The sequence below is a fragment of the Curtobacterium sp. MCLR17_055 genome (genome assembly GCF_003234305.1).
Lineage (GTDB): Bacteria > Actinomycetota > Actinomycetes > Actinomycetales > Microbacteriaceae > Curtobacterium > Curtobacterium flaccumfaciens.
This window is the reverse complement of the sequence record NZ_QKSX01000004.1, coordinates 51030-67109: the sequence shown is the minus strand read 5'-3', so window position 1 is coordinate 67109 and position 16080 is coordinate 51030. Positions and strand designations below refer to the sequence as shown.

Sequence of the window (16080 nt, the reverse complement as noted above, 5' to 3'; positions counted from 1 at the left end):
TGTACGTGTGTGGAGAGTGGAGTGCAGTCGGGGCGCCGGACCCGGTGGGGTCCGGCGCCCCGGCGACTCACTCGGCGGGGGTGGTCTCCGCGGCTGCCTCGGCCTCGGCCGTCGGCTCCGCGTTCTTCGCCTCGTCGGCGATCGGCTCGCCGATCTCCTTCGCGGCGACCTGCGCGTCAGCGTCGTTCTCCTCGACCGGGGCGGCGGGCGCCTCGGTCGTGGCGGCGGTCTCGCCACCGAGGAGCTCCTGCTCCCACTCGGCGAGGGGCTCGCTGGCCTCGTCCTCGTCGCCACCGTTGTGGCGGGTCTTCAGGCCCTCGGCCGCGGCGTCGGCGACGATGCGGGTCAGCAGACCGACGGAGCGGATCGCGTCGTCGTTGCCCGGGATCGGGTACGTGATCTCGTCGGGGTCGCAGTTGGTGTCGAGGATGCCGATGATCGGGATACCGAGCTTCTGCGCCTCGTCGACGGCGAGGTGCTCCTTCTTGGTGTCGACGATCCAGAGCGCGCTCGGGGTCCGCGTGAGGTTGCGGATACCACCGAGGGTCTTGTGGAGCTTGTCCAGCTCGCGCTTCTTGATGAGGAGCTCCTTCTTGGTGAAGCCCTTCGTCGTGTCGTCGAAGTCGATCTCCTCGAGCTCCTTCATGCGCGCGAGGCGCTTGGAGACCGTCTGGAAGTTCGTGAGCAGACCGCCGAGCCAACGCTGGTTGACGTACGGCTGGCCGACGCGGGTCGCCTGCTCGGCGATGGAGCCCTGCGCCTGCTTCTTGGTGCCCACGAAGAGGATCGTGCCACCGTGCGCGACCGTCTCCTTGACGAAGTCGTACGCGCGGTCGATGAAGGCCAGCGACTGCTGCAGGTCGATGATGTGGATGCCCGAGCGCTCGGCGAGGATGAAGCGCTTCACCTTCGGGTTCCACCGACGGGTCTGGTGTCCGAAGTGGACGCCGCTGTCGAGCAGCTGGCGGATGGTGACGACGGCCATGTGCCGTCCTCCTTCTGTGTTCTCGGCGCGCAGCCGTGCTCTCGCACGTCGCTGCGGACCTGTTGCGGTTGTGTCGATCACGACCGTCGGTCGTGGTCCCTGGTGTCCTGGCACGCGACCGCCCGCTCGTGAGAGCGGGACCGGTGGTCGGGTACCGAGCCCGTGAGGGCTTGGTGGACACGCGAAGTCAGCGCGCATCAGCACGCTGCTGGATAGATGCTAACAGAAGGGAGGCCCGGATCACGCGCGCCTCGCGGCTGACGTGATCCGGGCCTCCAGTCCGGTCGATCCGGCGGATCCCGGCGGATCCAGCCGTCCTGATCAGGCCTTGGCGTCCACCGTGTCGCCGTCGGCGGAGATGCCCATCTCCTCGAGCGAGCGGCCCTTGGTCTCCGGGATCTTGGCGATGACGAAGAACAGCGACAGCAGCGCGAACAGCGCGTAGATGCCGTAGGTGACCGTCAGGTTGAAGCCCGAGAGCACGGGGAACGAGATCGTCACGATGAAGTTCGCGATCCAGTTGGCGGCCGAGCCGATGCCCAGCGCCGTGGCGCGGATGCGGTTCGGGAACATCTCGCCGAGCAGGACCCACATGAGCGGACCCCACGTTGCGCCGAAGGACACCACGAAGAGGTTCGCGAAGATCAGCGCGATGACGCCCCACGAGCCGGGGAGGCTCGGGCTGCCGTCGACGATCGTCGCCTGCGAGAACGCGATGGCGACCATGGTGAGCGAGACGAACATGCCCGCGGAACCGGCGACGAGCAGCGGCTTGCGGCCGACCTTGTCGACCAGGAAGATCGCCACGAAGGTGACGGCGACGTTGACCACCGAGGTGATCGTGGAGATGAGGAACGAGTCCTCCTCCTTGAAGCCGACGGCCTGCCAGAGCGTCGTCGAGTAGTAGAAGATCACGTTGATGCCGACGAACTGCTGCAGCACGGCCAGGATGATGCCCACCCAGACGATCGGCTGGAGCCCGAAGCGGTTGCCCCGGATGGAGCCCTTCTTCTCGTTGGCTTCCTTCTTGATGCCGTCCTGGATCTCCTCCAGGCTCGTGTTCACGGTGTCGCGCGGGACGATCTTGCCCATCACCACGCGCGCATCATCCGCACGGCCCTTGGTGAGCAGGTAGCGCGGGGACTCCGGCAGCGTGATCGCCAGGACGCCGTAGACGACCGAGGGGATCACCCCGACCAGGAACATCCAGCGCCAGGCCGCAAGGCCCCAGACCTCGGCCGAGGCGCTGCCCGCGGTGACGGCGAAGAGCTGGTCGGACAGGAGCGCGGCGAAGATACCGAGCGTGATCGCCAGCTGCTGGAACGAGGCCAGCCGCCCGCGGATCGCCTTCGGGGAGACCTCGGAGATGTACGCCGGCGCGATGACCGAAGCGGTACCGATGCCGAGACCGCCGACGAGACGCCAGATCACGAGGTCCCACGTCGCGAACGCGAACGCCGAACCAATCGACGAGACGAAGAACAGCACGGCGGCCCAGAACATGATCCGGGTGCGGCCGTAGCGGTCGGCGAGGCGGCCGGCGAAGTAGGCGCCGAACGCGCAACCGATCAGGGCCGATGCGACCGCGAAGCCGCTGGCCGCGTCGGAGAGGTTGAACTCACCCTTGATCGCGTCGACGGCGCCGTTGATGACGGACGAGTCGAAGCCGAACAGGAAGCCGCCGACCGCCGCCGCGATGGCGAACAGGGTGACCTTCCCCTTGAACGCACGGTCTTCGCCGTGCCCGGTGGTCGTGGTGGACACGATGCTCCTGGGTTCTGCCGCCGTGCCGGTGTGTAGCACGGTGCCCCGGCGGTCGGCTGGTTCGCCGTCCGAGCGGCGTTGCGTGTTCCGGAGCGGCCCCGACTGTACTCCTCGCTCGGGATCTGGTCATAACCGGGGGCGTGATCGGGACGGCGCGGGCTCGGGCGGGCTCGCTTGGGTGCCGACGCGGAACGACACTGTCGCCGTCGCACGACGTCGGTTCTGTCGTTTCCGTCCTCGGCACGTTCCTCCCCAGGCCTGGAGGCGCGGCTTCCCCTCCACGGATCGCCCCCGTCCGCACCGGGGCCGGGCTCCACTGCCCAGGCTGGGGACATGCGATCGAGTGCGCGTCCCGTCCTGCTGTCCGTGGTGTGCGCGGCGGTGCTGGGCGGGACGGCGGTGTTCGGTGCCGCGCCGTCGACGGGAGCCGGGGTGTCGGTGGGCGCCGGGGCGTCGGTGGGCACTGCGACCGATTCGGGCCGGGTCGAGGCTCGCTGGGTCTGGCCCACCGGATCGCGGGTGGTCGAGCGCGCCTGGGAAGCACCGTCCTCGGACTACACCGCCGGCCACCGGGGCCTCGACGTTCCGGCAGCCCTCGGCAGCACTGCCTCGGCGGTGGACGACGGCACCGTGGCGTTCGCCGGCGCGGTCGGAGGCCGCACCGTCGTGACGATCGACCACGGCGACGGACTGGTCAGCACGCTCGACTCGGTGACGCCCCTGGTCGCCGCCGGGGACGAGGTCGTACAGGGCACGCCGGTCGGCCGTGTCTCGGTCGGGCACTGTCCGGCGTCGGCGCCGTGCCTGCACCTCGGTGCTCGCGTCGACGGTCGCTACGTCGACCCGATGGCGTACCTGCCACCAGCCGAGTGGCCGGTGCTCCTGCCCGAGTCGGCCTGGCCCGGGTGAGTCGAGCCGACCGGAAGCCGATCGCAAGCTGACCTGCAACCGACCGGGACGCACGTCGGCCCACCGTCAGGCGCGCGGGTGTGCCGTTCGGTAGACCTCGCGCAGCCGCGCCGACGACACGTGCGTGTAGATCTGCGTCGTGCCGAGGCTGGCGTGACCGAGGAGTTCCTGCACCGCGCGCAGGTCCGCTCCCCCGTCGAGCAGGTGCGTCGCCGCGGTGTGCCGGAAGGTGTGCGGCCCGCTCGGCCCCTCGCCCGGCAGGTCACCGAGCAACCGCGCCACCACGCGGTAGGCACTGCGGACGCCGAGTCGGGCACCACGGTCGCCGAGGAACAGCGCCGTGCCTGCCGGTCCCTCCGACCGTGCGACGAGGGCGGGCCGTCCGCGCTCGAGCCACGCCTCGAGTGCGTCCCGCGCCGGCACCCCGAACGGCACCACGCGTTCCTTCCCGCCCTTGCCGAGCACCCGCACGGTCAAGCGTCCGCGATCGACGTCGGTCACGTCGATCCCGACGAGTTCGCTGACCCGGATGGCCGCCGCGTACAGGAGCTCGACGAGGGCCAGGTCCCGCAGCGCCGCCGGGTCGTCCGTCGCCGCTCGGGCACCGAGTCCGTCGAGCAGGGCGCGCACCTGGTCGGCCGACACGACGCGAGGCAGGTGTGCCCCACCCTTCGGGGCCCGGAGCCGGACCCCGGCATCGGTCGTCGTCACCCCGGTCTCGCTCGCCCACCGCGTGAACGCCCGCACGGACGAGGACCGCCGAGCGATGGTCGACCGGGCGAGCCCCCGGTGGTCGGCATCCCACAGCCAGTCGCGCAGGAGCTCGAGCTCGACGTCGGCGACGCGGTCGACCCCTCGGGTGTCCGCGAACGCCACGAGCTGCTCGAGGTCGTTGGCGTACGCGCGCAGGGTCTGCTCGCTGAGGCCCCGCGCGTGCCGGGCGTGCCCGAGGAAGGCGTCCACCGCCACCACCAGTCGACCGTCCGTCCGCGCAACCACGACGTCAGCGTACGGCTGTCGACCGTCATGCCCGGCCCCACCCGCCGCCGCTCGCGACGACGAGTCCCTGCAGCTGCGCCAGGGCGAGCGCGTCGGCGACGTCGGCCGTCGACATGCCCGCCCGACGGGCGATCTCGGCCTCGGGCAGAGCGCGACGGCCGAGCGCGTCGAGCACCCGGAGCACCTCGGGATCCTGCCGACCGGACAGGAGCGGTTCGTCCGGCACCGCTCCCCCGCTCGTCCCGGTCGCCGGTCTCGCCGCCGCGACCGGATCGCCGGGGTGCACGACGATCTGCGCCCGTCCCTGTGCGATGAGCCGGTGGCACCCGACCGATGCCGAGGACGCGAACGCTCCCGGGACCGCGAACACCGGCCGGCCGAGCTGCGCTGCGTGGTGGGCGGTGTTGAGCGCCCCGGACCGGGCGCCCGCTTCGACCACGACCGTGACGTCGGCCAGCGCGGCGATCAGCCGGTTCCGGGCGAGGAAACGCCACCGCGTCGGTCGCGTCCCCGGTGCCGACTCAGCGAGCAGCGCCCCCTGCCGCGCCACGTTGTGGAGCAGCTGCGCATTCCCCACCGGGTAGAGCTGGTCGATGCCACCCGCCAGGACGGCGACCGTGGGCGTCCCGGCGGCGACGGCGACACGGTGCGCCACCGCGTCGATGCCGTAGGCACCCCCGCTCACGATGAGGAATCCCGCGTCCGCCGCCGTCGAGGTGATCTCCGCCGCGGCCTCGGCACCGGCCACCGTGTTCGCGCGGGACCCCACGACCCCGAGCGCCGGTATCCCGTCACCGAGACGTGCACCCGTGCTGCGCGTCCAGAGGACCACCGGGGCGTGCGGCCCGAGGTCATCCATCGCGGGCGGCCACCCGTCGCTCTCGGGGACCAGCAGTCCGGCTCCGACCGCACCGGCCGCCGCGAGCACGTCGCCCACCTCGACAGCGGCCAATCGGGGCCGCCAGCGTTCCACCGCGGTCTGCAGCACGCCGAGCAGCACCGCTGGGTCCTCCGCACCCGGCACCTCGGCGTCGACGCAGCATCCCAGCAGCGAATCGAAGTCTCCGTCCGCGGCGAGCAGCACCGCACCGAGCGCACGCTCGGGTCCGAGGCCGGTGAGGAGCTCGCCGGCGACGGAGTCCCCCGGTTCGACGATGGCCGACCAGGCGACCCGTGCCGCGGCCTGCACCGGATCCACCGCGGCACCGCTCCGTCCCAGCAGGCGCGCCACGGTGTCGAGGAGCTCCGTGCCCGCCGGCATCACAGCGCGCTCCGCAACGCGAGGGCGCCGCGGACGTGCGCACCCGTGGGCCGCTCCACCGCGTCGAGGTCGGCGAGCGTCCACGCCAGTCGCATCACGCGGTCCCAGCCGCGCATGGTCAGGGTCCCGAGGTCGAGTGCGCGGTCGAGGTCTGCCGTCGACCCGGGTTCGATTCGCCCCTCGGCTCGGAGCCACGTCCCGGTGACCTCGGCATTGCGCGTCCATCCTGTGCCGTGCAGTCGCTCCGCCATGCGGGCTCGTGCTGCCGCGACCGCCGCACGCGCGACCGCCGTCGTCGGGGTGCTGCCGTCCGCCTCCCGCATCCGACCCGTCGTCACCCGGGGCACCAGCACCCGGATGTCCATCCGGTCGAGCAGCGGCCCGGACATGCGGCCGAGGTACCGGCGGACGGTGCTCGGCGAGCACTCGCACGGCTGCCCGTGCGCACCACCGGCGTTGCCGCACGGACAGGGGTTCGCCGCCAGGACGACCTGGCAGCGTGCGGGGAACTCGGCCGCTCCCGCCGCACGATGGATCGTGATCCGCCCGGACTCGAGCGGTTGCCGGAGCGCGTCGAGCACGGCCCGCGGGAACTCCGGTGCCTCGTCGAGGAACAGGATGCCCCCGGTGGCGCGCGACACGGCTCCGGGGCGCAGGACCCCGGATCCGCCGCCGATGAGCGAGACCGCCGACGCGGAGTGGTGCGGGGCTTCCCACGGTGGCTTCGTGCTCCACGACGCGGGGCCCAGCCCGGCGACGGACCGGACCGCGGCGACCTCGAGCGCGGTCTCGTCGTCGAGGTCGGGCAGCAACCCGGGCAGCCTCTCGGCGAGCATGGTCTTGCCCGCGCCCGGTGGCCCGAGCAGCAGTGCGTGGTGTCCCCCGGCCGCCGCGGCGATGAGTGCTCGGACGCCGACCGGGTTCCCCACGACGTCCGACAGCTCGGCCACGGGACGCGGCACGGCCGTGACCGGGACCGGCAGCACCGGGTCGACCTCGACCGTCGGCAGGAGCGCCCCGGCGTCGATCGCCGCCGCCCGCAACGAGTCCACGCCCCGGATCCGGACCCCGCCGACCACACGGGCCTCGGTCAGGTTGCCGACGGGCAGCACGACGCGGTCCACACCGGCGTCGCGCGCGGCGATCAACATCGGGATCACGCCGGGGACCGGACGCACCCGCCCGTCGAGGCCGAGCTCGCCGATGTAGACGATGCGCTCCGAGACGTCCGGCGCGAGACCGGCACCGGCGAGCACGGCCATCGCGATGGCGAGGTCGAACCCCGAACCGCGTTTCGGGATCGCCGCCGGGGTCAGGTTCACGGTGATCCGGCGGGCGGGCAGCGGGCACCCCGCGTTCGCCGCCGCGGATCGCACACGTTCCCGTGCCTCACCCAGCGAGGTATCGGGCAGACCGATGATGCTGAACGCCGGGAGCTGACTGGTCAGGTGCGCTTCGACCTCGATCCGCCGACCGGTGATCCCGAGCAGCGCGACCGCGGCAGCGCGCCCGATGCCCGTCACAGGACACCAGCCAGGTGCTCGACGACGGTGCGGGGACCGTCGACGTGGACCGCGACGACGTCCACCCGGACCGCGCGCGCCGAGACCTCGGGATGCGCGTCGAACCACTCGGGCACGAGTCGTCGCATCCGGGTGAGCTTCGCCGCCGTGATCGCCTCGAACGGGTGGCCGGTGGTGGCCCCGGAACGGGTCTTCACCTCGATGAAGGCGAGCGTGCAGGAATCCCACGCGACGATGTCGATCTCACCGCGCGCACATCGCCAGTTCCGCTCGAGCACGCGGAATCCCCGGGCTTCGAGCCAGGCCACCGCTCGCTCTTCACCGAATCGTCCGAGTCGGCCGTTCCGGAGCGACCGCCCCGGTGCTCGTTGCACGTCTTGTTCCATGTCGTTGCCTCCACGACAACGATCTCCGGAACGCACACACCGATCGGCGGACTCGGAGAGTCTGTGGAATCAGTGCGGACGAATTGCCCCTGTGGAGGAAAGAAGAAGGACCCGGGCGATCGAGATCACCCGGGTCCTGCTGCGACGAGCGTCAGTGCGCTGCTGCGTAGGCTTCCTGCACCTGCGTCGAGATGCGCCCGCGGGAGGAGACCTCGTACCCGTTCTCCTTGGCCCACTCGCGGATCTTGCCGAGTTCTTCGGAGTTGCCGCGCTTCGGGGCGGACTTCGGCGCGGAACCGCCGCCGGTGCGACGACCGGAGACCTTGCGCGCTGCGGCGATGTAGTCGGAGATCGCCTCGCGGAACTTGTCGACGTTGTCGTTCGACAGGTCGATCTCGTACGACGAGCCGTCGAACGCGAATTCGACCGTCCGGCCTTCACCGGTGGTGATGGGGGAATCGTCGAGGTCGTCGACGAGCTGGACGGTGACCTTCTGTGCCATGGGGTGCTCCTGTTCGTGGGGCGGTTATTTCCCCATCAGAATAGCGCGCACAATTCCCCGGCGGTCCGGATCAGCGGCGATTCACCGAGAAAGAAGCAGGAGAAAGGAAATTGACGATCACTCGTCGAGTGCGAGTTCCTTCGGCAGTTCAAGTTCGCGCGTCGTGAGTTCCTCGACATTCACGTCCTTGAACGTGAGTACCCGGACACCCTTGACGAACCGATCGGAACGGTAGACGTCCCAGACCCAGACGTCGTTCATCGTCAGTTCGAAGTAGAAGTCGTGCTCCGTGTCACGGCGCACGAGTTCGACCTCGTTCGCCAGGTAGAAACGGCGCTCCGTCTCGACCACGTAACGGAACTGCGACACCACGTCGCGGTACTCGCGGTACAGGGCCAGCTCGACCTCGCGGTCGTAGTCGTCGAATTCGTCCTCATCCATTGCGCCCACAGTCTACGGCGACGGAGGCCCGTGCGGACGACGGGCTCAACCGGCGAGGGCGTCGAGTTCGTCGAACCCGTCCAGCGCGACGCTCGAGGCCTGGTGCAACCAGGACTTCCGGTGCAGCGCGTGCGCCCCGATCGCCCGGATCGCGTCGTAGTGCGCCGTCGAGCCGTAGCCCTTGTTCGACACCCATCCGTAGTGCGGAGCCTCGTCGTGCGCGGAGATCATGAGCGCGTCACGAGCGACCTTCGCCACCACCGACGCCGCGGCCACCGAGGCGCAGTCGCGATCGGCCTTGACCCGGACGACGACCTCGAGCGGATCGGCGGCCGGACGGAGCGACGCGGGCAGGGCGCGGCTCAACCAGTCGAACGAGCCGTCGAGCACGACCACCGCGCCGTCGAGGGACACCCCGTCGGCGACCAGGGAGCCGAGCGCCTGCGCACCGGCTGCACCGAGAGCGGGCACGATGCCCTGCTGGTCGACGAAGTCCGCCGACGCCATGCCGACCGCCGTGCGCGCCCAGCGCTGCACGACGGGCACGAGGTCGGTGCGGCGCGCCTCCGACAGCAGCTTCGAGTCCGCGAGCCCCTGGGGCACACGACCGATGTCGAGCGTCACCGCGGCCACACCGACGCCGACCGGACCGGCGATGGCGCCACGGCCGACCTCGTCCATGCCGATGACCGTCACGCGGCCCTCGGCGAGCAGACGTTTCTCGACCCGGAGCGACGGACGGACGGCGGTCACTCGTCGCGCTCCTCCACGCCGGCGAACACCTCGGGGTGGTCGTCGAGCCACGTCCAGCGGCTCGCCGGCCACGAGATGACGAACGCGCGGCCCGTGACGTCGGACATCGGGACGAAGCCCTTCGACGGGGTGTCGCCGTTGTACCGGGAGTCCTTCGAGTCGTTCCGGTTGTCGCCCATCACCCAGATGGTGCCCTTCGGCACGGTGACCGAGAAGTCGGTCGCCGAAGCCGGGGCGCCGGCGGGGAGCTTCAGGTACGGCTCCTTGATCGGCACACCGTTCACCGACATCTGCCCGAGGTCGTTGCAGCAGGACACCTTGTCACCCGGCAGACCGATCACGCGCTTGATCAGGTGGTCGTCGCTGTCACCGGTGCCGAGACCGACCTGGGTCAGCGCCCAGTCGATGGCCTTCGCGGGCTGGGTGTCCGGCGTGACGCTCGGCACCTCGGACCCGGTGAGCCAACCGCCCGGGTCCTTGAAGACGACGACGTCTCCCCGCTTCAGCGCCACGGCGCCGGGGACGAGCTCGTTGACGATGACGCGGTCGTTGATCTGGAGCGTGTTCTCCATCGACGCCGACGGGATGTAGAACGACCGGATCAGGAACGTCTTCACCAGGAACGACACGAGCAGTGCCGCGATGAAGATGATGACGAGGTCGCGGAGGAATGTGAGGACACCGTTCCGTTGCTTCTCGGCACGTGGCCTGCGCCCGGAATCCTCTGTCGTGTCCGTCATTTCCGCTCTCGTTCGAACCACTGACTCCCCGCAAATGGGAAAGCCCCCCGTCGATGCACAACCGTACATGGACGAGGGGCTCGCAGCGGCGTCCGGCTCGCGGACGTTCACTGTGAAGGCGATCAGGCGTCGCGCTTCTCCTTGATCTTGCGGCGGGCCGCCTTGCCGCGGAGCTCGCGCAGGTAGTAGAGCTTCGCACGACGGACGTCACCCTTGGTGACGATCTCGATGTGGTCGATGATCGGCGAGTGCACCGGGAACCAGCGCTCGACGCCGACCTGGAAGCTCACCTTGCGGACCTTGAAGGTCTCGCCGATGCCGTGGCCCTGACGGCCGATGACGACTCCCTGGAAGACCTGGATACGCGAGCGCGTGCCTTCGATGATGTTGACGTGCACCTTGATGGTGTCGCCGGGACGGAAGTCCGGGACGTCGGTACGCAGCGATGCTGCGTCGACGTTGTCGAGGAGCTGGCTCATGGTGGGTTTCACTCTCTGCGGACGCGCACGGGTCGCCGCGGATCGAAGGTTCGGAAAGTGGTGGTGCGTGCCCGGTGTCGGCGACTCCCCCGTGGCAGAGTCCAGCCAGGGCACAGCGTTCAATACTGCCACAGAGAGCGCGGGAGACAAAACGACGAGGATGGACCCATGATCGAACTCCGCACCCCCGCCGAGCTGGACGGCCTGCGCGTCGCCGGTCGGTTCGTGGCCGACGTCCTCGACGAGCTGCTCGAGACCGTCGACGTCGGCGTCAACCTGCTCGACCTCGACCGCGTCGCGGCCCGGATGATCGCCGAACGCGGCGCGGAGAGCTGCTACGTCGACTACCACCCGTCGTTCGGCATGTCGCCGTTCGGCAAGAACCTCTGCACCTCGGTGAACGACGCCGCCCTGCACGGCCTGCCGCACGACCGCACCCTGCAGGACGGCGACCTGGTGAGCCTGGACTTCGCCGCGAGCGTGGACGGCTGGGTCGCGGACTCCGCCGTCAGCGTCCAGGTCGGCACACCGCGCGACGAGGACCAGGCACTGATCGCCACGGTCGAACGAGCACTGGCCGCCGGCATCGCCCAGGCGGCTCCCGGCAACAAGCTCGGCGACGTCTCGCACGCCATCGGTCACGTGGCGCACCAGGCCGGTCACGACGTGAACCTGCAGTTCGGCGGGCACGGCGTCGGTCGCACGATGCACGGGGACCCGCACGTGCCGAACGACGGCCGTCCGGGTCGCGGCCTGAAGCTCCGGCCGGGTCTGGTCGTCGCGATCGAGCCGTGGCTCATGCAGACCACCGACGAGCTCTACCAGGACGACGACGGCTGGACGCTGCGCAGCGTCGACGGATCGCGTGCCGCGCACGTCGAGCACACGGTCGCGGTCACCGAGGCCGGCCCCGAGGTCCTGACCCTGCGTCGCGCCCAGCGCGACCAGTAGCGAGCCTGGAGGCGCGGCACCAGCTGGCACCGCACCTCCAGTCCGTCACGCGTCGTCCCCACCCCACGGAAGCGACAGATCTCGCGGCCCGCGGACCGTCACAACAGCGAAAGCGACAGATCTCCGCGGATGTTCCGCGGAGATCTGTCGCTTTCGCGAGACGGGTGACGCTACGCGTCGGGCAGCAGGTCCGGACGGACGCGCCGCGTCCGCTCCAGCTGCTGCTCGTGCCGCCAGGCACCGACGCGGGCGTGGTGACCGCTGAGCAGGACGTCAGGGACGTCGAGGCCGCGCCACGACGCGGGCTTGGTGTACGAGGGGTACTCGAGCAGGCCGTCCTCGTGGGACTCCTCGACCAGCGACTCGGGGTTGCCGACGACGCCGGGGACGAGTCGTCCGACGGCCTCGATCATCGCCATCGCAGCGACCTCGCCGCCGTTCAGCACGTAGTCGCCGAGCGAGAGCTCGACGACGGTGGCGCGCGACGACGCCCACTCGAAGACGCGGGCGTCGATGCCCTCGTACCGCCCGCAGGCGAACACGAGGTGCTCCGACGTCGACGCGAGCGACCGCGCGATCGACTGCGTGAAGGGCGTGCCGGCCGGCGTCGGGACCACCAGGGTCGACGAGCCGTCGGGCCGGAAGAGCGCTTCGAGCGCCTGTGCCCACGGCTCCGGCTTCATCACCATGCCGGCGCCACCGCCGTACGGGGTGTCGTCGACGGTGCGGTGCCGGTCGGTGGTCCACGATCGCAGGTCGTGCACGTGCAGGTCGAGGAGACCGCCGGAGCGGGCCTTGCCCAGCAGGGACACGTCGAGCACGGAGAAGAACTCCGGGAAGATCGTGACGATGTCGATCCGCACGGGGACTAGTCCGTGACCGTCTCGGGGCGCGAGGTGTCCTCGGGGTCCTCGAACAGGCCCTGCGGGGGCGTGACCGTGACGGTGCCGGCCGCGATGTCGACCGCGGGCACGATGGCCGAGACGAACGGCACGAGGACCTCGCCGCGGGACGGTGTGTCGATCGCGAGCAGGTCCTGTGCGGGCATGTGGTCCACGCGGGCGACCGTGCCGACCTCGACGCCGTCACGCAGGACCTTGAGCCCGACGAGCTGGTGGTCGTACCAGGCGTCGTCCTCACCGGTCTCGGCGTCGGCGTCCTGCTCGACCCAGAGGATGATGCGCGCCAGGGACTCGGCCGCGGTGCGGTCGTCGATCCCGGCGAAGAACGCGACGGGGTGACCGTTGTACCAGCGGAGTTCGTCCAGCTCGAGGGTCTTGCCCGACCACGGTGAGTCGTCGGGGACCTGGAGCGTGAAGGTGGCGCCCGGGGTGAACCGACGATCCGGGTCGTCGGTGTAGAGCTCGAGCTTGATGCCGCCCTTGAGCCCGTGCGCCTTCGTGATTCGACCCACCCGGAGCTGGGTCGTCTCCCTAGGAATCGGTGTCCACCACGTCGACCCGCACGCGATTGCCGTCGGCCAGGGCCGTGACGAGCGTGCGGAGCGCCTTGGCGGTGCGCCCGGCGCGACCGATCACGCGGCCGAGGTCCTCGGGGTGCACACGCACCTCGAGGACCTCGCCGCGTGGGGAGGTGGAGCTGGCGACGCGCACGTCGTCAGGGTGATCGACGATCCCCTTGACGAGGTGCGTCAGCGCGGATTCGAGCAAGGACTACGCCTCGGTCGTCTCGTCGGCGGTCTCGGCGTCGTCGGCCTTCGCGGCGGGAGCCGTCTTCTCCGACTTCGGCTTGAGCACGGCCTTCTTCGAGGAGTCGACCTGGAAGGCCGGCTTCGGCTCGGCGACCTTGACCTTGGACTCGGTGTCCTTCTCGCCCTTGAACTTGGCCCAGTCGCCGGTCAGCTTGAGGAGGGCCGCGACCTGCTCGGTCGGCTGCGCGCCGACGCCGAGCCAGTAGAGCGCACGCTCGGACTCGATCTTGATGACCGAGGGCTCCTCGGTCGGGTGGTACTGACCGATCTCCTCGAGGACACGACCATCGCGCTTGGTGCGCGAGTCGGCGACGACGATGCGGTAGTAGGGCGCACGGATCTTACCGAGACGCTTCAGACGGATCTTGACAGCCACAATTGCTCCTGTTTGCTTTCGTTGTGGTTGAACTGGAACCGCGGGCGTGGGGGCACACACGGCGAAAGCTCGAGAGAGATCGCTCACAGCTGGATAGAGGGTCGAGCTGCGGCGATTCGACCGTTCATTCTTGCAGATTCCCGGCCGTGATGCGAGCCGACTCGCTACGGCGCGAGCCGCCGCACCGCTTCGAGGGCCTCGGACGTCGCCCGGACCGCGTCCACGCTCCGTGCGTCACGCGCACCGCCGACGACGGCGTACGGCACGCCGGCGGCCTGGAGGCCCGTCACGAGTCCGTCAGGCGCGTCGCCCTCGGCGTCGGTCGCGCGCTCCTGCCCGGCGCAGACCACGACGGTGTCCGCCGGCACGCCGACCTCGTCCCCGTGCTCGTCGCGGATCCAGAGCACCCCGGGTTCGATGCGCAGGTACTCCTGCACGCCGCCGACCATCCGCACCCCGGCGTCCCGCAGCCGGCCGATCGCGACCCAGCGCGAGGTGATGCCGATCCCCTGGCCGAACTTGCCCGAACGCCGGAGCACCGTCACCTGCGACCCCGGTCGGGTGGTGCGCCGTGCCGCGGGGAGGCGCTGCGGCACGTCGCCGACGAGCTCCTCGGACACGTCGAGGTCCCAGCGGGCCGCGAACTCGGCGGCCCGGACGACTTCGTCGGGCGACTCGGTCAGGAACGCCGCGGTGTCCACGCCGATGCCGCCGCCGCCGATGATCGCGACGGTGCCCTCGGGGACCCCCTGGTGGAGTGCCTGCTCGTAGGACAGCACGTGCGGCAGGTCGCTGCCGGGGACGTCGATGCTCCGCGGGACCACCCCGGCCGCGAGCACGACGGCGTCGCTGTCGACGAGGTCCCGAGCCGTGGCCGGGCGTCCGAGGTGGATCGTGGCGCCCCGCTCCGCGAGCTCGGCACGTGCGGACCGCACCGTGGCGGCGTAGTCCTCCTTCCCCGGGACGAGTGCGGCGAGGCCGAACTGGCCGCCGAGGCGGTCGGACGCCTCCCAGACGGTGACGTCGTGGCCCCGGCGGGCGGCGTCCACCGCGGCGGCGAGCCCGGCCGGTCCGCCACCGACGACGTCGACGCGCTTCGGGTCGGTGGTCGGGCGGGCGGGGAACGCGACCTCGCGGGCGGCACGGGGGTTCACCAGGCAGGACACCGGTGCGCCGATGATCGAACGGTCGAGGCACGCCTGGTTGCAGCCGATGCAGGTGTTCACCAGGGCGAACCCGCCCGCGAGCGAGCGCGACACGATGGCGGGGTCGGCGAGGAACGGCCGGGCGAGCGCGACGGCGTCGATCAGGCCGTCACTGAGCACGGCTTCACCGTCGCGCAGGTCCGTCATCCGGTTCGAGGCGATCACGCGGACGTCCGGGTACGGGGACGCGCGCACCACCGCGGCGATCCGTGTCGCGTACGCCAGCCAGGCCCCGTGCGGCACCGAGGCCTGCACGGTCGGGGTGCGGGACTCGTGCCAGCCGATGCCGACCGAGATGCCGTCGAGCCCGAGCGGCAGCAGGTCGTGCACGAGCGCGTCGACCTCGTCCTCGGTCGACGAGCCGGGCATCAGGTCGGCGCCGGACAGCCGGATGGTCACGGCGAGCTCGGGCACCGCGGCGCGCACGGCCCGGACGACCTCGATCGCGAAGCGCCGACGCCGTTCCGCGTCACCGCCCCACTCGTCGTCGCGCAGGTTCGTCAGCGGTGACTGGAACTGGTTGATCAGGTACCCCTCGGACGCCATGATCTCGACACCGTCGAACCCGATCGCGCGCGCGGTGCGGGCCGCGGCGGCGAAGTCCTCGATGGTCCGCACGACCTCGGCCGACGTCAGCTCGGTCGGCACCACCCCGCGGGCGGCCGCCCAGGGCAGGGCCGAGGGCGCCACGACTCGCTGCGGGTCGCCGTGCCGGTCGACCATGCCCGACGCGAGCGCGTACCGCCCGGCGTGGAACAGCTGCGCGAGGATCGTCCCGCCCTCGTCGTGCACGGCGTCGACCGCCACCCGGAACCGCTCGTCGGCTCCCCCGACGCCGAACACCGCGAAGTCCGGACCGCCGCGGGCCTCGTCGTTCACCGCGATCCCGCCGGTGATGATGCACGCCGCCCCGCCGGCCGCCCGTTCGCGGTAGAAGGCGGCCATGCCGGCTCCGTCGTCGTCGTGCACCTCGAGCCCGGTGTGCATCGACCCCATCACCACCCGGTTCGCCAGGTGCAGGGGGCCGAGGGTCCAGGGTGACGCGACGGTCCGGAGGGACTCCGGCACGACGGGGGCGGAAGCGACGCTGCTCAT

The 16080-nt window shown here is 70.9% G+C and carries 18 protein-coding genes; 2 read left to right on the top strand and 16 right to left on the bottom strand.

Annotation, left to right across the window (positions count from 1 at the left end):
• Positions 1-67: 67 nt before the first annotated feature.
• Positions 68-985 (bottom strand): 30S ribosomal protein S2, encoded by a 918-nt coding sequence (gene rpsB / locus DEJ09_RS04950; protein WP_027465874.1) that lies wholly within the window; start codon positions 983-985, stop codon positions 68-70.
• A gap of 321 nt (positions 986-1306) precedes the next feature.
• Complete coding sequence (locus DEJ09_RS04945) at positions 1307-2749, bottom strand: sugar porter family MFS transporter (protein ID WP_258367097.1); 1443 nt, start codon at positions 2747-2749, stop codon at positions 1307-1309.
• A gap of 333 nt (positions 2750-3082) precedes the next feature.
• Between DEJ09_RS04945 and DEJ09_RS04940 the strand changes: the two genes are divergently transcribed.
• Positions 3083-3658 (top strand): murein hydrolase activator EnvC, encoded by a 576-nt coding sequence (locus DEJ09_RS04940; RefSeq protein ID WP_146245671.1) that lies wholly within the window; start codon positions 3083-3085, stop codon positions 3656-3658.
• 66 nt (positions 3659-3724) lie between these two features.
• Here the strand turns inward: DEJ09_RS04940 and DEJ09_RS04935 are convergent, their stop codons facing one another.
• From DEJ09_RS04935 to rplS, 9 genes are all read right to left on the bottom strand, one after another.
• Complete coding sequence (locus DEJ09_RS04935; RefSeq protein WP_111087799.1) at positions 3725-4657, bottom strand: tyrosine recombinase XerC; 933 nt, start codon at positions 4655-4657, stop codon at positions 3725-3727.
• A gap of 25 nt (positions 4658-4682) precedes the next feature.
• Positions 4683-5918, bottom strand: coding sequence for a DNA-processing protein DprA (gene dprA, locus DEJ09_RS04930; RefSeq protein ID WP_111087798.1), 1236 nt, complete (start codon positions 5916-5918; stop codon positions 4683-4685).
• On the bottom strand, positions 5918-7441 hold the full coding sequence (locus DEJ09_RS04925) for a YifB family Mg chelatase-like AAA ATPase (protein ID WP_111087797.1): 1524 nt from the start codon (positions 7439-7441) through the stop codon (positions 5918-5920). The genes dprA and DEJ09_RS04925 overlap by 1 nt, the downstream gene beginning before the upstream one ends.
• Positions 7438-7815: a YraN family protein gene (locus tag DEJ09_RS04920; RefSeq protein WP_258373788.1), complete on the bottom strand. Its 378-nt coding sequence runs from the start codon at positions 7813-7815 to the stop codon at positions 7438-7440. Before DEJ09_RS04920 ends, DEJ09_RS04925 begins: the two co-directional genes overlap by 4 nt.
• 163 nt (positions 7816-7978) lie before the next feature.
• Complete coding sequence (locus DEJ09_RS04915) at positions 7979-8329, bottom strand: Lsr2 family protein (protein WP_017888250.1); 351 nt, start codon at positions 8327-8329, stop codon at positions 7979-7981.
• Between the two features lie 117 nt (positions 8330-8446).
• On the bottom strand, positions 8447-8770 hold the full coding sequence (locus DEJ09_RS04910; RefSeq protein ID WP_017888251.1) for a DUF2469 family protein: 324 nt from the start codon (positions 8768-8770) through the stop codon (positions 8447-8449).
• 45 nt (positions 8771-8815) lie between these two features.
• Entirely contained in the window at positions 8816-9523 is a 708-nt protein-coding gene (locus tag DEJ09_RS04905; RefSeq protein WP_111023976.1) for a ribonuclease HII, read from the bottom strand.
• Positions 9520-10263 carry a signal peptidase I gene (gene lepB, locus DEJ09_RS04900; protein ID WP_027465880.1) on the bottom strand — a complete coding sequence of 248 codons (744 nt, stop codon included), beginning with the start codon at positions 10261-10263 and terminating at the stop codon, positions 9520-9522. Before lepB ends, DEJ09_RS04905 begins: the two co-directional genes overlap by 4 nt.
• 122 nt (positions 10264-10385) lie before the next feature.
• Positions 10386-10742, bottom strand: a complete 357-nt coding sequence (gene rplS / locus DEJ09_RS04895) for a 50S ribosomal protein L19 (protein WP_017888254.1) — start codon at positions 10740-10742, stop codon at positions 10386-10388.
• A gap of 168 nt (positions 10743-10910) precedes the next feature.
• On the opposite strand from rplS, the gene map reads away from it, so the two are divergent.
• Entirely contained in the window at positions 10911-11693 is a 783-nt protein-coding gene (gene map, locus DEJ09_RS04890; RefSeq protein ID WP_110863976.1) for a type I methionyl aminopeptidase, read from the top strand.
• Between the two features lie 170 nt (positions 11694-11863).
• On the opposite strand, the gene trmD is transcribed toward map, so the two are convergent.
• The 5 genes from trmD to DEJ09_RS04865 all read right to left on the bottom strand — a co-directional run bounded on the left by trmD (position 11864) and on the right by DEJ09_RS04865 (position 16080).
• Positions 11864-12556 (bottom strand): tRNA (guanosine(37)-N1)-methyltransferase TrmD, encoded by a 693-nt coding sequence (gene trmD, locus DEJ09_RS04885; protein ID WP_110863975.1) that lies wholly within the window; start codon positions 12554-12556, stop codon positions 11864-11866.
• A 5-nt stretch (positions 12557-12561) separates the two neighbouring features.
• Complete coding sequence (rimM, locus tag DEJ09_RS04880) at positions 12562-13107, bottom strand: ribosome maturation factor RimM (protein ID WP_171907871.1); 546 nt, start codon at positions 13105-13107, stop codon at positions 12562-12564.
• Between the two features lie 19 nt (positions 13108-13126).
• Positions 13127-13363: an RNA-binding protein gene (locus DEJ09_RS04875; protein WP_111087795.1), complete on the bottom strand. Its 237-nt coding sequence runs from the start codon at positions 13361-13363 to the stop codon at positions 13127-13129.
• Positions 13364-13366: 3 nt separating this feature from the next.
• On the bottom strand, positions 13367-13780 hold the full coding sequence (rpsP, locus tag DEJ09_RS04870; RefSeq protein ID WP_027465884.1) for a 30S ribosomal protein S16: 414 nt from the start codon (positions 13778-13780) through the stop codon (positions 13367-13369).
• 164 nt (positions 13781-13944) lie between these two features.
• Positions 13945-16080, bottom strand: coding sequence for an FAD-dependent oxidoreductase (locus DEJ09_RS04865; RefSeq protein ID WP_111087794.1), 2136 nt, complete (start codon positions 16078-16080; stop codon positions 13945-13947).

Bases quoted from the DNA above. Each gene is read 5' to 3' on its own strand.
- DEJ09_RS04865 (WP_111087794.1), bottom strand. From the start codon at position 16,080: ATGAGCAGCGTCGCTTCCGCCCCCGTCGTGCCGGAGTCCCTCCGGACC.
- dprA (WP_111087798.1), bottom strand. From the start codon at position 5,918: ATGCCGGCGGGCACGGAGCTCCTCGACACCGTGGCGCGCCTGCTGGGA.
- DEJ09_RS04910 (WP_017888251.1), bottom strand. From the start codon at position 8,770: ATGGATGAGGACGAATTCGACGACTACGACCGCGAGGTCGAGCTGGCC.
- DEJ09_RS04915 (WP_017888250.1), bottom strand. From the start codon at position 8,329: ATGGCACAGAAGGTCACCGTCCAGCTCGTCGACGACCTCGACGATTCC.
- map (WP_110863976.1), top strand. From the start codon at position 10,911: ATGATCGAACTCCGCACCCCCGCCGAGCTGGACGGCCTGCGCGTCGCC.
- rplS (WP_017888254.1), bottom strand. From the start codon at position 10,742: ATGAGCCAGCTCCTCGACAACGTCGACGCAGCATCGCTGCGTACCGAC.
- rpsB (WP_027465874.1), bottom strand. From the start codon at position 985: ATGGCCGTCGTCACCATCCGCCAGCTGCTCGACAGCGGCGTCCACTTC.
- DEJ09_RS04940 (WP_146245671.1), top strand. From the start codon at position 3,083: ATGCGATCGAGTGCGCGTCCCGTCCTGCTGTCCGTGGTGTGCGCGGCG.
- lepB (WP_027465880.1), bottom strand. From the start codon at position 10,263: ATGACGGACACGACAGAGGATTCCGGGCGCAGGCCACGTGCCGAGAAG.